The 15750-nt window shown below is 36.3% G+C and carries 16 protein-coding genes; 9 read left to right on the top strand and 7 right to left on the bottom strand.

The features are described from left to right. A partial coding sequence (locus tag QVB70_RS01380) for an AMP-binding protein (protein ID WP_287582631.1) occupies window positions 1-367 on the bottom strand: 367 nt, incomplete at its 3' end. 262 nt (window positions 368-629) lie between these two features. Between QVB70_RS01380 and QVB70_RS01375 the strand changes: the two genes are divergently transcribed. Next, window positions 630-1766 (top strand): glycosyltransferase, encoded by a 1137-nt coding sequence (locus QVB70_RS01375; RefSeq protein ID WP_287582630.1) that lies wholly within the window; start codon window positions 630-632, stop codon window positions 1764-1766. A gap of 94 nt (window positions 1767-1860) precedes the next feature. Here the strand turns inward: QVB70_RS01375 and wecB are convergent, their stop codons facing one another. Together wecB and hypD are read right to left on the bottom strand one after the other, a co-directional pair. Beyond that, window positions 1861-3243: a non-hydrolyzing UDP-N-acetylglucosamine 2-epimerase gene (gene wecB, locus QVB70_RS01370; protein WP_287582628.1), complete on the bottom strand. Its 1383-nt coding sequence runs from the start codon at window positions 3241-3243 to the stop codon at window positions 1861-1863. Window positions 3244-3277: 34 nt separating this feature from the next. Next, window positions 3278-4339, bottom strand: coding sequence for a hydrogenase formation protein HypD (gene hypD / locus QVB70_RS01365; RefSeq protein ID WP_342766531.1), 1062 nt, complete (start codon window positions 4337-4339; stop codon window positions 3278-3280). 279 nt (window positions 4340-4618) lie between these two features. Between hypD and QVB70_RS01360 the strand changes: the two genes are divergently transcribed. Further along, complete coding sequence (locus QVB70_RS01360) at window positions 4619-6565, top strand: CARDB domain-containing protein (RefSeq protein WP_287582623.1); 1947 nt, start codon at window positions 4619-4621, stop codon at window positions 6563-6565. Between the two features lie 95 nt (window positions 6566-6660). Here QVB70_RS01360 and QVB70_RS01355 read toward each other — a convergent pair whose 3' ends face one another. After that, window positions 6661-7383 carry a hypothetical protein gene (locus QVB70_RS01355; protein ID WP_287582621.1) on the bottom strand — a complete coding sequence of 241 codons (723 nt, stop codon included), beginning with the start codon at window positions 7381-7383 and terminating at the stop codon, window positions 6661-6663. 295 nt (window positions 7384-7678) lie between these two features. Next, window positions 7679-8773, bottom strand: coding sequence for an AAA family ATPase (locus QVB70_RS01350; protein ID WP_287582619.1), 1095 nt, complete (start codon window positions 8771-8773; stop codon window positions 7679-7681). Between the two features lie 501 nt (window positions 8774-9274). Here QVB70_RS01350 and QVB70_RS01345 point away from each other — a divergent pair. The 4 genes from QVB70_RS01345 (at window position 9275) to QVB70_RS01330 (ending at window position 10799) form a co-directional block, all read left to right on the top strand. Beyond that, on the top strand, window positions 9275-9421 hold the full coding sequence (locus QVB70_RS01345) for a hypothetical protein (RefSeq protein WP_287582616.1): 147 nt from the start codon (window positions 9275-9277) through the stop codon (window positions 9419-9421). Between the two features lie 62 nt (window positions 9422-9483). Then, window positions 9484-9690, top strand: coding sequence for a hypothetical protein (locus tag QVB70_RS01340; RefSeq protein WP_287582614.1), 207 nt, complete (start codon window positions 9484-9486; stop codon window positions 9688-9690). 24 nt (window positions 9691-9714) lie between these two features. Further along, window positions 9715-10119 carry a hypothetical protein gene (locus QVB70_RS01335; RefSeq protein WP_287582613.1) on the top strand — a complete coding sequence of 135 codons (405 nt, stop codon included), beginning with the start codon at window positions 9715-9717 and terminating at the stop codon, window positions 10117-10119. Window positions 10120-10397: 278 nt separating this feature from the next. Further along, on the top strand, window positions 10398-10799 hold the full coding sequence (locus tag QVB70_RS01330) for a hypothetical protein (protein ID WP_287582611.1): 402 nt from the start codon (window positions 10398-10400) through the stop codon (window positions 10797-10799). A gap of 61 nt (window positions 10800-10860) precedes the next feature. On the opposite strand, the gene QVB70_RS01325 is transcribed toward QVB70_RS01330, so the two are convergent. After that, window positions 10861-11751 (bottom strand): CBS domain-containing protein, encoded by an 891-nt coding sequence (locus QVB70_RS01325; RefSeq protein WP_287582609.1) that lies wholly within the window; start codon window positions 11749-11751, stop codon window positions 10861-10863. Between the two features lie 177 nt (window positions 11752-11928). After that, complete coding sequence (gene fhcD, locus QVB70_RS01320; protein ID WP_287582607.1) at window positions 11929-12825, bottom strand: formylmethanofuran--tetrahydromethanopterin N-formyltransferase; 897 nt, start codon at window positions 12823-12825, stop codon at window positions 11929-11931. A 720-nt stretch (window positions 12826-13545) separates the two neighbouring features. Between fhcD and QVB70_RS01315 the strand changes: the two genes are divergently transcribed. The 3 genes from QVB70_RS01315 to QVB70_RS01305 form a co-directional block, all read left to right on the top strand. Then, window positions 13546-13851: a helix-turn-helix domain-containing protein gene (locus QVB70_RS01315; protein WP_287582605.1), complete on the top strand. Its 306-nt coding sequence runs from the start codon at window positions 13546-13548 to the stop codon at window positions 13849-13851. Beyond that, window positions 13781-15070: an IS200/IS605 family accessory protein TnpB-related protein gene (locus QVB70_RS01310; protein ID WP_287582603.1), complete on the top strand. Its 1290-nt coding sequence runs from the start codon at window positions 13781-13783 to the stop codon at window positions 15068-15070. The genes QVB70_RS01315 and QVB70_RS01310 overlap by 71 nt, the downstream gene beginning before the upstream one ends. A 122-nt stretch (window positions 15071-15192) precedes the next feature. Further along, window positions 15193-15750 (top strand): formylmethanofuran dehydrogenase subunit C (locus QVB70_RS01305; protein WP_287582601.1); only part of this gene is annotated, 558 nt, incomplete at its 3' end.

Genomic DNA, 15750 nt, shown 5'->3' with positions numbered 1-15750 from the left:
TTTCGGCTTCCGAATCCTTAAGCAAAAACTTCATTTCTTTTTCGCGATATGCTGCATTACAGGGAACAACGATTGCGCCAATCATGTTCACGGCAAAGAAACTGATTAGATAGCCCTCATGATTTGGAAGAAATAGCGCAACTTTGTCCGTGTATTTCACTCCGAGAGTATACAATGTTGTCGCAAAGTTCTTAATTTGTGCATATAATTGGTCATAACTTGTGCTTTCATTTTGCCAGATGTATGCCGTATTACTAGGAAATGCCTCTGAAGCTTCCTTCACTAATTGATAAAGTGGAACTTTTGGATAATCTAAGGTTAGGGGGACATCGATCGGCCAATGTTCAATCCATGGTTTTGTTGGCATTTGCTGTACCTCTCTATATTTCTCTACACTTCCGCCTGTTTACCTAAATTTAATTTAAATTTAACGTAATTTCTGTTATTTTAAGAACAAGAATATTGAGAGATTGAAATTCATTGTTTTCTTGAACTTATCAATATAGATAGTGATCTTTCACAACTAAGTTTTTAGAATCTATCTTGTTAAGCATGCTTTTAAGAGATTATTATCATAGTCAGAGCAAGAAAGGCTAAAGTATCAATAAAATCGGTTTGTTGGACTACAAATGTTTAAAGCTCTGAAAATTGAAGATGGAAATGTTAAATCTACAAGACGCATATTATTTGTTACTGAAACCGATTTAGAAAAATCGGACGGGGCCTCGGTAAATGATAGAAAGGCAATTAACTGTCTTAAAAAATTTGGAAATTTGAAATGCTTTTATTTAAAGGAGATGAAAAAAAGCAATCTACTTCAGAGATATCTTTCTGCAGTTCAGGTGCTTTTTTGGATAATTAGAAAAAGACCATATGTTATTTTTTTACGTAATATTCATTTTACATTCTTTTTGGGCCTTTTGAAGTTCTTACTTAGAATAAAACTAGTTTATTTAGTGTTGTCTGTGCCTTTCAGATTAATAGAATGCAAGCTTTACGAGGGGACTCCAGAACAATTGTCAAAAGTAACAGAGTTTGTAATCAAGATAACAGAGCCTTTTGTTTTGCGAAAAGGTGCTGATATACTAATTGTTTCGAATCAAGAAACAAAACGGCAATTAGTGGAGTATGGAGTTGATGATAAAAAAATAAGAATAGTACCGTTTTATATCGAGAGCACTTTTTTTGACATTCCATTGAAGAGAGAACGTTCAAAACACTTTATAATAGGATATATTGGAGGTTTCAACCAACTTCACGATCTTCTGTGTTTAATTGATGTAGTAAAAGATTTAATTACTAAAATAAAAAATTTGAGGCTTATGTTAGTCGGGGACGGTTTTTTGTTTACTGAAATTAAAGATGAAGTGAAGAAGAATAACCTAGAAAAGTATGTGACGCTCTTAGGTAGAATACCTCATTCTTCAATCCCGAAAATTATTCAGGACTTTGATGTGTTTGTTTTACCATTAGTTAAGAATTTTATTCGCACTGCTTTGCCAATAAAGATATTAGAGGCTGCTGCTTCGGCAAGACCAATAATCCTAACTAAGGGAGGAGGAGGAGATAAAATCCTACACGATACAGAGAGTTGTCTTCTTGTTAGACCGGAGAGTCCCACGGATATTTCTGCGGCGATATTAAAGTTATATAACTCAACATTTTTACAGGAAAAACTTGGCAATGCGGCAAGAGAGCAGGTCAGAAAATTTTCTGAAAAATATGTGTGTAAAGAATATTCGCGTGTTTTAGAAGTTCTACAATAGGACAAGATAGGTCAAGAAACGTACTTTAAACTAGATACAGAACATCACCATAGAATTTCAACTGCTTTCAATGGAAGAAATTACTGCGGTTACATTAAATCTTTTTCTTGATTAGTTTTAGCAGATTTTGTTGCTCATCTTTTGGTCCATGTGTATGAATCACATATCCATTGATGACTTTGACATCATCGCTTGGATAGATTGGATTCCCAGATGAATCACATAACAGCAGAGTTTTGATTTTGGGTAATTTTTTTTCTACATCTGAGAGAAAAACTCCATCCAATTGTGATCCCTTTTCGACAAAATATGTTGCATATACAGGATATCCTTCTTTAAGGTAATTTGACCTTTCAATCGTTAGTTCTTCGTTGTTGTATTTTTCTAAAATTATTTTTATAATGCGTTTGGCGGCTTTTCCGTCTCCAAAAAGTTTTGGTAAATTTTTCATCTTTTTTTCAATTGCAGGGTTTTCTAAAGTATATTTGACATTTTGTATAATGTTTTTCTTTTCAGTTCCAACGAGAGTATTTATCCCGGAATTTAGGGTTTCTATCCACTCTGTATTGTACCTAAGAGTCAAACAGGGTACTCCCAGAATATATGCTTCCTTTTGAATTCCCCCCGAATCGGTTACAACCAATTTTGCTTTGTGCATTAAGTAAAGGAATTCCAAATATTCTAAAGGCTTTTCTACTATGATGTTCTCTGCTTCTCGTAGTAATTTCAGTATTCCAAATTCCCTAAGGCGTAAATAAGTTCTAGGATGAATAGGAAATACGATCTTCAAGTCTTTTAATTCAATTAACGCTTCAATAATGCCTTTTAAAGTTCCCTTCTTGTCTACATTTTCTTGTCTGTGCAATGTAATCAATAAATAGTCTTTTGTTTCTAATTTAAGGCGTGCCAATATTGTGGAGTCTTTAGCTTCAAATAAATGTTGATAGCAGGCATCTACCATCGTATCGCCCGTTACAAAAATCCTTTCTGAAGGAATGCCTTCATTTACCAAGTTTATTGCTGCGTTTAACGTGGGTGAAAAAAGCAAGGTTGAGCAATGATCAGTCAATTTCCGATTAATTTCTTCAGGCATACTCATGTCATAAGATCGTAAGCCAGCTTCCACATGGGCAAGAGGTATCTGTAGCTTAGACGTTGCAAGTGCACCCGCAAGTGTAGTATTAGTATCACCAACAACAATTACAAGGTCTGGCATATACTTCAAGAAAGTTTTTTCTAATCCTTCTAACATGGCTGCCGTCTGAATTGCATGGGTTCCCGAGCCAACTCCTAGGTTTTCAATTGGTTGGGGTATATTGAGTTGTTGGAAAAAGATATCCGACATCTCTTCAGCATAGTGCTGTCCAGAATGAACAACTTTTAGGTCAATATCAGGACATGCTAGCATTTCTCGAATTATTGGTGCACTTTTTATGAATTGGGGTCTTGCCCCGACTATAATCATTATTTTAAGCAATTCTGCGACCTCACGACTTCTAATACTAAGTGTTTCATTTTCTGCGTGCGCTGTAACGGTAAAAAATATTGCACGTTCCTTCGTGACTTACCATACAAGGACCATAAGGATGATTAGGTGTGCATTCCTCTCCAAATAGAGGACATTGATCTGGGGGGAGTTTTCCAATAATCACAAGATGACAAGAACACCCTGGTCTAATATCTATAGAATGTTCTATAGGTATGTTATACTTTTTTCTCGCATCGTAATCTGAATATTCTTCTTTTAAATGATATCCAGATAGAGGAACACGTCCAATTCCTCGCCATCGTACAGTTGCTGTTTCAAAAACCGTCTTCATGACCTCCTGTGCTCTTATATTTCCTTCATCAGCTACTGTACGACTATATTCATTATCTACCTTTGGATCATTGTTTCTGATCTGCTTAAGTAGCATAAGAATCGCTAAGAGAACATCTAGCGGTTCAAAACCTGAAATAACTGTGGGCATAGAATAGAGTTCTGGAAGGAATTGAAAAGGCTTAGTGCCTATTACTGTAGCCACATGACCTGGGCAAATAAAACCTTCGATATGCAAGTCTCCAATGCCCATAATAAGTTCCATTGCGGGTGGAATAAGTCGATATGATGTTAAGACGCTGAAATTTTCTGGAGGTCCCTTGATCATTTCTGCAGCTAAGGTAGGTGCCGTTGTTTCGAACCCTATCCCAAAAAAAACTATTTCTTCATTGGGATATTTTTGTGCCAGTTTGATAGCATCATTAACGCTATAGACTATTTTTATATTTGCGCCCTCAGCATTAGCATCTGCTAGAGAAATTTCACTTGCAGGTACTCTTATCATATCACCATAGGTTGCGATTATTTTGCCATCTTTAGCTAAAAATAATGCTTCATCAATGTCATGTGCGGGAACTACACATACCGGGCATCCTGGCCCAGCAAGAAGTTCTAAATTCTCAGGTAGCAATGCTCGTAGACCAGCACGAGTGATAGTTTGCTCATGTGTTCCACAAACATGCATTATTTTTACTTTGAACTCTGGCAATAGTTTATGGATCAATTTTACACATTTTTCAGCCTTTTCCTTTATCAAGAAGATGCACCTTCAACAAAAGAGAAGTTATGAATAGATCGCGAAATAATGACTCTTAGAAGAGTCAATTCCAAGAAACTCAAGGAGTTATATGCTTATAAGGGATCTCATTCATGCAGTGCTTCTAGTTGTACGATTTTGAAGCACATCGAACTATATAACCTTAAAAGCGGAAAAATGTTTATAAGGTCATAATAAAACCATTCTAGCAAATTTATTTAAGCGAAGAGGATGTGGACGCTCCTCTCAATTATATCGAAATGGACGGACCGTGTTTTGAAAAAGGCTCTCGTTGTCATCTTTATAGCAATATTCCTGCTCTTACCAATGATGGTGCCCTCTTCAGAAGGTACTACAAGCCTTGAAGACGGGAAAAACCTATTTTCAGAGTGGGATATTGATACAATAAGACTCTCAGCTAGTAATGGAGCCGAAGCTAAAGATAACATTCTTATTACGTTCTCAATCGATTCAATAGAAGATAAAGCTCTTTCACTTTCGCTTCTCACAAGTTTTTCTGGCGAAGACCCTGACTCTGATTTCGATATCGAAATTTATTGTAATAACCGTTTTCATGAAAGCAAAAGTATTGAAAGCATGGCTTTAAAGAAGATTGATAAGTATTGGGTAAACATTATCGTTCCGTTTGATAGTTTACTCGAAGGAAACAATTTTATTGAAATTGAACTTGCCTTTGTTTCAAGTTATGATGGCACAACAACTTTCATCCTCTATAAAGAGTCCTATTTCTTCTTGAAGACTCTCTCACACATTCAATCAGCGGGAGAATATAGTTTTAGTGAATTAGGTGATGTACTTCCTTATCCTGCAGAATTTCAAGATTATTTAGAAGACGGTACACCAGAATACCAAACGGTAACAGCTTCTTTGGAATTTAGACTGTCTGAGGAAGTGATGACAGATCAATTCTCAACCGATCTTAGAGCGTTCTATTCTGTTGAAAACTATCTTACTGTCTATAATATTACCCTTAGCCTATACTGGAATCAAGAGAAACTATCCACGTGGGAATGGGACATTAACAATGAATCTCAATTGATTGGGATTTCAACAAATGTTGACAAATCATTGCTATATGAAGGCAGAAATGCATTAGACATCGAATTTAGGGTATTTGGAAATGCATCACAATACACTATTGATGTGCTCTCAAATTCTACTATTAATGTTGCAGCATTTCGGGATGTTGCTGTAAAATCATTATCAGTAACTCCTCAAGTAATTGAGCCTGGAGACGTAGTAACTATCAAAGCCAATATCGAAAATCAAGGCTCGAAAGATGAATTTACAACAGTACATCTTGAAATTGACGGTAAATTAATTACGACATCAAAAATCAAGTTACTTGAAGGACAATCTATCGAAAAACAGTTTCATTGGGACGCCAAAAAAGGGAAACATCAAATTACAGTATTAATTGAGATTAACGGACTTCCCACGACTAAGGAAGTTAATTCACAAAATAATAACCGTACACAAACTCTTTACATTCCAACCCGTGATGTGACATTGAGTCATGTTGATGTCTTTCCGAAACATCCTCCAGCAAGCGGCGAGACCATAAAAGTGGCAATATATGTAGAAAATACTGGAAAGGTGAATGAAACCATTACTATTAATCTTTATATAGATAATACACTAGTTAACACCACTGAAGTGAATGTCCTTGTTAGTTCCTCTGTAGAAGTCACGTTAGAATGGGATGCTATTGAAGGTAATCACACAATATTAGTTAAGATTTCTGGAATTGAAAATGAAGCGAATATAACGGATAATTCTTATTCTACAACTATTCTGGTGCTTGAGCCACTTTTTAGTATTTCATTATATGGTAATACATTTCAGTTTGATATAATTGATATCCAATTTCTTTATGGGGCAATATTGGTTCTTTTTACTAACATGATATACTTTTCCTTTTATCTAAGAAGGTCCTCATTTGTAGAAAAACATTATCGCGATATTTTATTTGTTACAATAGGATTGACCTTTCCTTTATTACTCTCTCAAGCATACGCTATTCGGAGGACATTTGGCATTCCACTACTATTCGAAGGACTAATTATCGGTAATATATTTTTTTGTAATATTTTATTCTTTATTGGAAGACGAAAGTGGATAACAGGCAGTATATTAGGTAAAAAAACATCAAAAGAAATTATTGAGTTTTTCAAAAGAAAATTCGGAATGGACGTAGAATAGAAAGAAGAGCATGTATGAAAAGCGGAAATTAGTTAGGAAGTTATGTGCTTTTAGGAAGTTCATTTTTCTTATAAATGAAAACATAAAAAAACTTGTTAAGGTTTTTTTGAGAAAATAGCGATAGGAAGACTAGCTAGTCGCCATTGCGCTGCTTTTCCTTTGATTTGTAAATCAATTTGATGTTTTCCATGTGAACTAAGAATAATAAAGACTGATCCAGGCTTCGCCTGCATAAATAGAACCTTTAGCCATTTATCAGTCCTCCGAATTAATTGTTTTAGCGTTTCTGCAGGTGGCTGAAAAGCATATTGCTGATATAATTTTTCAAAATCAATAAAATGCAACGAAAGAAAATCATGTCTGTTCAAAGCCTTTACAGCATTGATATAGACATTCATATCATCAGTGGACGGAATCGAATACTCATTATGTGCAATAATATTCAGTTCTTCTTGACGTCCAACCATTGCAACAGACTTTCCGTTTTCAATAAGAACACTTGGAAGATGAAAGCCACTAAATTGTTCAGTAACATAGAAAACCTGTTTTAACACACTATCAGTATAAGGATTCTGTGTATCTAGAAGAACAAGAGCATCACACGCTTGGATTAAGAATTCGGGCTTATAGTATGTATACTCAAATAGACCAAAGTTATCAAGTATAACTAGCACAATATGTTCCGAATTAAAGTTGATACCTTCAATAGGAGGAGGTAGGGACGTAGGGGAAGTTACTTTTAAGATTTTCAGAATAGTAGCAGGAATAGCTGTCATCATTGCGGTAAGTTCAAGATAATCGTTAGCCTCAGTTGCCACAGAGAAAGCCTCCATTCTTCTGGTTAATATCACATCGAAACTCCTTCAAAAGTTTATTGGAAGTTCAACTTTTTCTTCCGGTAAATCCATCCATATGATATTTAAAATGTTTTTAAGATATTTTATAGTGATTAAGATAATTAAAATTCCGTTCTTATGTTTTTAACTTATTAAATGAAATTAAATCTGCTTAAAACGGCTCTTAATATTTAGGGCAGTACAAATGCACAATCAGAAAAAAGACGCCTTTTCTTAAACGTAAGATTCCAACTTTTAGAAAAAACTTAAGGCTAAATTAGCCTCGTAAGTAAATTCGCTTTAAATCCTCTCTTGCAACGTAATAATGATACGCTCTACCGCGTAATTCTCGTCTTATATAACCCTGTTCATGCAAATCTCTTAATATATTTCCTGCACCGCCTGTAGTGAGATTTGCACGTTTAGCAACATCATCTGGTTTTAGCATTTCTGAAGAATTAGCCAAAACGAAAAGGACTTCGTTTTGAGCAGGGGTTAATAACTTTATTATATCATCAGTTATCACTTCAACGATTTCGATGCGACCTTCCTCAATTGCAATATCATTCACTAACTCTTTTGTAACTTCTGAAGCTTCAGAATTTAAGAATGCCTCAACTACTTTTCCGCATAGTTTAATAATAGCACGTGGATAGCCTTGTGTATGGTTAAAGATCTCTTCCAGTGCATCTTCCTGAAAAGGTTTGATATCATGTCCCCCATAATACTCTATCCGCTTCCGAATCATATTAGTTGTTTCGGCAAGACTCAATGGTTCTAATCGCAGTTTTCTAGTAACCCTATCCTCCAAAGGTATGAACATCTGAAAAAGAGATTTAGAAAAATCTGGCAAACCAGCTAGAAATAAAACAACATTGCTAAGGTCAACCAAAACCCGTATCCATTGGACATCTCTTCTTTTCTTTTCTTTTACTTCCAAGCTGTCAGAATCTCTGGCAATTAATAATTGCGCTTCATCAATTAATAGGATAATACGTCGATTTACATCTCTTAGAATAGATACCAGTTCATCAATGACTTTCGGAGGTTCATGAGTGATTCCCAAAAATTTTCTGAGTTCTGTCATAATTGATTCGCTTAACAAAAAGGTTTCTGGAGGTTCTGAAATTAAGATTGGCAAGTAATCATCATGCCTTTCACTCAATAAATACTTAAGGTGCTCGAAGAGTTGTGTCTTACCCGTCCCGTAACTTCCCTCTACGATCACAAGGTTACCGATCTTGACCTGAGGTAATAAGGCTTCGAGGTTTTTTTGTCCAAGATATACTTGTGGGATAATCGAGGGAATAAAAGGAAAGTCCCACCAGCCTAACTCATTAAGTTTTCTAGAGTATCTATCTAAAGCTTCCATATTTATTCATCATCCTTTATGCTGATTCTTTGTGAGGATTCTTTGTTTTAATTAATTCTTAATAAAGAACTTCGATAAACTCCATTGAAACTCCATTATAGGTATTATTTTCTTTCATCCTTAAAAAAATATCTGTTTTTTTGCAAATAACAATGAAAATCTATGAATATAAATTTTAACGGGCAAACAGAAGTTTTTTTGGTTTAAAGTTCTTAAAAAAGAGAGATATCATTGGGAAGTATACCAAGAAAGTGCATAACTCCATCGTAAAGTGCATTCAAGTGCATGCGCGCACGCTTATTCATTAGAAAATTTGCTAAATCTCTTATTTAAAGAAACTTGGTATGCATCTAAACTGCATTAAACTCCATTTTTTTGCAAAAAATTTATATAGTAGAATTATTCTATTTAGAAATTAAGGACACAGCCCTAAAAAAATCGCGCGCGTTGATGGAGGTCCATCAACGCGTGTGAATACCTATTCCTAAGTTGGTGAAAAATATGAATCGACCTCAAGAACATCCAGGTGTTATGTATTTAATGAGACGAGCCAGAAGATTACAATATAACGACGATATAGGATTCTGTCTTGCCTTAAATCGCTTTAGAGAAATGATTTATTCAGGAGAAATCCCAACCTATCCTTAAAAAGAGTGAAATCCTTCGAAATGAATATTTAAGAGATGCATTAGCGAAGTATAGGTGAGCATATGGATGAACTCCCACAGAAATCAAAAATCCTAATTAAAAGGTTAGCTGAGAAGTTAAAAACCACAAAGACCAGAATACTTGCAGAATATTTTTCTATATTCCACGATCTCGTTGTTCAGGGGCACCCAGAATTCCTGAATGATGATGCAAGGCATAATCATGCAAGGGCAGTGTTGAAATCCGTTTATGAGCCTATACTGCTGTGAAAAAAGGAAGAGATGCAATAAAAAATGATTTACGAGATATTCATAATTAAGGAAGGTGGACAATGTCTCCTTAGAAAATCCATTAATGATTCAGAAAAAATAAGAATAGATGAGGATCTTTTTTCAAGTTTTGCTTGCGCAATTAGATGTTTTGTTAATGAGTTAAGGGAAACCGTTCAAACTATAGAATTGAAGCAATGCAAGTTGGTATTCTTCTCCTTTGAGACTCTCTTTTTAATTGCAGTAAGTGACAAATTTGAAGATAATTATGATGTTAAACGTAAATTAGCTTTATTAGCAAATGATTTTTGTAGAAAATTTAATCAGAATATAACAACATGGTCTGGAGATCTAACAGATTTTAATGGATTTGAAGAGAGGATAGCATCTCTTTTGTCACATGATCAGACCATATCTCATTTTTCGTAAAACTGGATATTCTAATTAGAAAACAAATAATTTCTCAAAATAGAATTGTATGGTTGATTTTTAATCAACTCTGTCAAAGTCAAATATTTTTTCAAGATCTACATAAAACCGTTCTATGCTAATTGGTAACATTCTCTTTTTTCTAAAGAAATAACTAAATAGCTGCAATATTTAAGAGAGAAGAATGCATGAACAATGTGTCATTTAAAAAATCTTAAACTGACAATTCATCAACTACACTTACATAATAATTTGTCGTTGCAGAGAGATGTAGTAGAATGATCCATGAGATATTTATCATCGAAGAAGGGGGAAAATGTCTTCTACATTGCAGTAACTCAGAGAAAATAAGAATAGAAGAGGGTCTTTTTTCAAGTTTTACAACTGCTATCCGTATTTTTGCTAATGAATTAGACGAAACAGTGCACACCGTCGAATTAAAGGAATATAAATTAATATTTTTCGCTTTAGATGAATTGATGTTAATTGCGGTTAGTGATAAAGCGGATTCAAAACTAAATGTTCAGCGAAAACTAGCATTGGCAGCCAATGAATTTAAACGGCAATTTAAAGACATTATCTGTACAGATCCTGTTAATATAGCAGGTTTCAATGGGTTTGATAAGAAAATTGCAACTATTTTGTTTAATAGTCAAGAAAATGACACTAGTTTTTCCTGAAATTGAAAGTTCACTTTTTATTATTAGATGACGTAGAAAAAAACCAGAACCTAATGGTTTTTTAATAATGTTCAAGAATGGCTTTTAGAAGATCTGTACGTGTGACAATACCAGTTACCCGCTCATTTTCGTCAATTATAACGACGCGCCCCAATCCACACTCGTCCATGACTCTAAGAGCCTTAACTAACGACGTTTCAGGTGGTGCAACACAGGGCTCCGTTGTGGCACCGAGTTTTAGTGCATCGGAGATGTTTTCAGCCAATTTATCCAGTACAATCATCTTTGCAAGATCCATAGTAGTAAACAATCCAACAAGTTCGTCATCTCCATTAGCAATTGGGAGAGCACTAATACGTTTTTCAGCGAAAATCTCTGCAGCTTTGGTAATCGGTGTATTGGGTTTGACTGTTATTGGTTTCTTTGTGGCGATTTCTCCAATTGAAATAGCAGGCAATGACGCCATTTCAGATACGGCTAGAAGCAATTTTCCAGTCGCTGGATAGAGCCCCATCACTTCACCTTTGACTAAAAGGTTTGATTTTGGTGTTGGACCTATAATAATTCTTTCACCTACTTTTATCTGGCTGACGTCTCCAGAGATTGTAATTTCAGCGGTAGATTCTGCTGGTGAAGGGATTCTGGAAAAACCGATATCTGAAACGGACGCTGAGATTTGTTTCCCTTCAACAATGACCGGGACTTCCTCCCATTTTTCCGGCGCTGGCAATTGGAAAAGTTCGAATGCTTGAATCGTAGGTATGTAGCCTCCTTTCGGACCAGCAATTGATTCCACCAATTGTAACGCACGAAGGCTTATCATCATATTCCTAATTGTACCATTTGACCTGCCTGCCATTTTTGCGATAGATTCTGATTTAATCGGTTCACTTTGTTCTTTATATAAATCTAGCAATGATTTCAGGATCTTTTTCTGGCTGCTTGATAACATGCTGCTTTTCAACCACCATTTGATGTGTATGGTAATTATAATTCGTTAACTATAATGACAATTATGAAATCGTAATGACATATAGATTATAAGGTTTTTTGTTTGCCCAAAGAGGTCGTCCAAAAAATCAAGAAAGAAATAAAAAGAAAGAAGAAGATCCCTCGTTAGGGATTGCCATTAAACTAGATCTTTCAAATGAATTTGATATTGACCTAATTCTCCACCATAGTTAGCAGCGGTAATTTTAATGAGGCCAGGTACTTTTACTGCTGCTTTAATTGCTTCAGACATTGCTTTACTAACTGCCTCGGTTGTAAGCCCATTAATAACGATTTCCAATACACTTTTTGCGTTGACAGGCAATTCAGTGTCATTAACTTTTCCGATCAATGTAGGGCAAAACTTGTGATTCGTACTAGCAATCATGAATTTTGAATACTTCAGTGAGCCAACCTTTGAACCACTCCTACAAATTCCACCTGGAAAGGGGGTAACAGTAAAATCTACAGCCTCAATCGCCCTAATTGCTGCTTCAGTTGCTTGCAATGTTTTGTCTGGATCATCACCGATGAGCAAGAGATTTCCTCCTGCCACGCCCTTTTTTGCACCAAATTCGCTGTCAATTAAGAACTCACCTTCCATTACTGGGATGTTCCATAGGGTCCTACCGTACATCTCTACTTTTTCTTCGAACCCATCACCAAAGTAGCGTAAATTAGCGCCAGTTTTGAAGAGTTCGTCGTATTCATCCATAGCACAGAATGCAGCAGTAGTAGGGCATGTTAAGACACATTGTCCTATCCTTGTTAGCAATTGTTGAGCTAACTTTTTCTTCTTGGTATGGGCTATTTGAATGATAACCCCAGGTCTTCCATCTAAGGTATCTTCTGGTGAAACAATCTTTTCAATTGCAGCCTCTGCTGGGCTCATTATTATAGAAGTCCCAAAGCCTGTAGCGGCTCTTGCTGCTGTCAGTGCCCATTCTGGCGTGGCAGCAGTTATTAGAACACGAGAAATCCACATTTTAAAGCCTTCAGCGAATGTATCCTCTATCTGTACACCTTCAAGGTTCATAATCTTCTACTCCTAAAGAGCTAATAGTCTAAAGATTTTGTAAGGTATTAATTATCACACCTCGTTGACACATTAAGACTTTTAAATATAAAAGTGGTGACGACCAAATTTTGTCAAGAAAACACTTGAATCCCTACTTAAATGGAAGATCCTTCAGGCGGTGGTCATTCCGACGCTTGAGGGGAACTATTGGTTGAGAGCATACAGCTGATTTACTTAGTTTGATAAGTCTATTAAAGGGATTTAACTGGTATGGAGCGTTTACTCCGCTCACATGATATGACGCGGACGTTTAACGGCTTCGCAGTTCGCTTCGCTCACACCCCTTCGGGCTCAGTCTACTCTCGGTCGTCAAAGAAAACCTCGCCGCGCCAGATAGCAAGAATATATGGAATTGCCGTGTATTTGAGGGGTATGTATGCAATGCGGTAGCTTATTGTTCTATTATTAGTATAGGTAGTATCATAGGACATACGTATGGTGGATTTAAATGAATGTTTGGCAATATAATATGGATAAAGTGAAAGTAGGCAGAAATAACTCATAAAAACGCTTTTATATAGAGTTTCATGCGATATAAAAAGAAAATATTATATATGAGAAGATATATAGTATAGTATAACAACCTGCTGTCAGATTTCGTTGAAAAGAAACTCCAGGTTGGAGCAATCCACACATAAGTAAAAAAACTAAAAGACAAGGGGCAGGGGATAAGGAAACATGATCCAGACCATCAAATTTAGACTCTATCCCAATGAGGCACAAGAACAGAAACTGCATGAAATTTTTGCCATCTATAATCGGGTGAAACGCATAGGTTATAACCTGTTGTTTCATGGCGAGGACCACATGAAAGCACGATTTGGAGAGGTTAAAACTATCCAACAGTGTTTAATGAGTCTGTGTCATAACAACCCTTATGTCAGCACCATCCTGGTCGATATCAAGCCAGATATTGGATGCACAAAAGACATGGCTGGAAAAACGACGCAAATACATGGGCAAGCAACTAAACACAATTACTAAAAAAATCAACACCATAAAGGAACATGATACGCATGACCGACGTTTAAAAGGGTTATACGACCGCAGATCCTCGATAATCGCTAAATTGCACAATTTAATGCTTACACCTGTGGTGTTTGGCACCAAGAAGTTATTTAGAGACCGAATTCTTGGCAAAATAAGTAGAGAGGAGTTCAAGATACGACGGGATTCTTCCTTCAGTTGTATCGGAAAGAAACAAGGAACGAACAAAAACATCAAGGTCTTAACTGATAAAATGGTCAAGATACGCACCTTTTCCAAGCAAAACGGACGCAAATGGCTGATCATTCCCCTGTCTGTCAACCACGTGCAGGAGAGATGGTTTCAGGAAATTCTTAATATCGATAAATACACGGCGACCATAAAGAGAAAGTTCTTCAGGGGAGAAGTACGCTACTTTGTTCATGTATCGTATGACATTCCATCCCCTGCAAAACGTTACGGCTACGAATATGGTGCCATCGGCTTAGATTTCAACTATAATTTTGCTGCGTTAACCAATGTAGACCAGCACGGCACATTACTCTCCTACCATAGCATTTCATTTGAAAACCTTCACAGTTATCGAACCGATAAGCGTAACGATTATATCTCCTATAAGATGGATAAGGTTGTCAATTATTGCATCAATAGAGGGAAAGGCATCGTGATCGAGAACTTAAAATTCGATCAAGAATTTTCCTATAATAAAAAACGCAATCGCAAGTTAAGCAACTTGAAGACCACCGCCTTGCAGCTGTTAGAGAGAAAGTGCAAAAAGCGTGGTGTGTCTTTCCGAAAAGTATTTCCTGGATATACCTCACTTATCGGGAAATACAAATACTCACGATTACATAATTTGTCAACACATCACCTCGCAAGTTATGTAATAGCTCGAAGAGGACTGGGTTTAAAGGAAGCAATTCCACCTGTTTACGATTGGGTGCTCTCACAAGTCGAGGAGTTTATAGAACCTCGTTTGAAAAAGGGCAGTCCTTACCGTAGATGGTCTATGATCCATAGCCTGCTCAAGCACAGCGGGATAACATCCTTCAAGACTGCCGAAATACTTAAAAAAGCAGTATTGATGAATTATGTCTTGAATTCGGTGACGAGCGCACAGCCCGATAACCTTAAGGCTGGTCTTTCTAAAAACGGAAAGATTGATGATTATCACAAAGCGTGGAAGTTTATACATGATACCCCGTTTTGTAAATAATTATAAGGTTAAAGTGGTGAATGTCTTTCATTATCGAAAAAGGCGAAGAGAATTATTTATTATGAACGGTAATTATGTCAATTTCCTCAATCTTATGAGAATTTTCCAAGAGGTGTATTTAGATGGCCAATGAAGTTACACTTATACTTAAGAAAGAGATTGCTGGGGCATCTTTAGAAGTTGAAGTTATTTCACCAAATGTTTTTGCGGGGAAAACTATTGACGAAATAGAAAGTCTGAAACTTTGGAAGGGGAACAGGCAAGTACCAATCGCGGACTATTTCGACGTTTCAGGTGAAACGGGAAGTACTGCTGAGGAAACGAAAATCATCTTGGAGGGCGACTTATCGAAAGCAAAGCATATAGGCGAGGGGATGACTGCTGGAGAAATCTTGATTAAAGGAAACGCAGGAATGCACACCGCTGCTAGAATGAAAGGCGGCAAAGTAACAGTAGAAGGCAATGTCGATGATTGGACAGGTGTTGAAATGAAAGGAGGTGTCCTTACTATCTTTGGCAACGCACGGAACTATTTAGGGGCAGCATACAGAGGAGCATCGGTTGGAATGCAAGGCGGCACAATCGAATTAAAAGGTGATTGTGGAACGGAAGCTGGTGAATGGATGAAAAATGGTACAATTACAATTAAAGGAAAAGTTGGATCTTTTGCAGGTATACAT

It is taken from the genome of Candidatus Borrarchaeum sp., from assembly GCF_019058535.1.
Lineage (GTDB): Archaea > Asgardarchaeota > Sifarchaeia > Borrarchaeales > Borrarchaeaceae > Borrarchaeum > Borrarchaeum weybense.
Note: the sequence above shows the minus strand (reverse complement) of the source record. Positions and strands in the feature narration are given on the sequence as shown.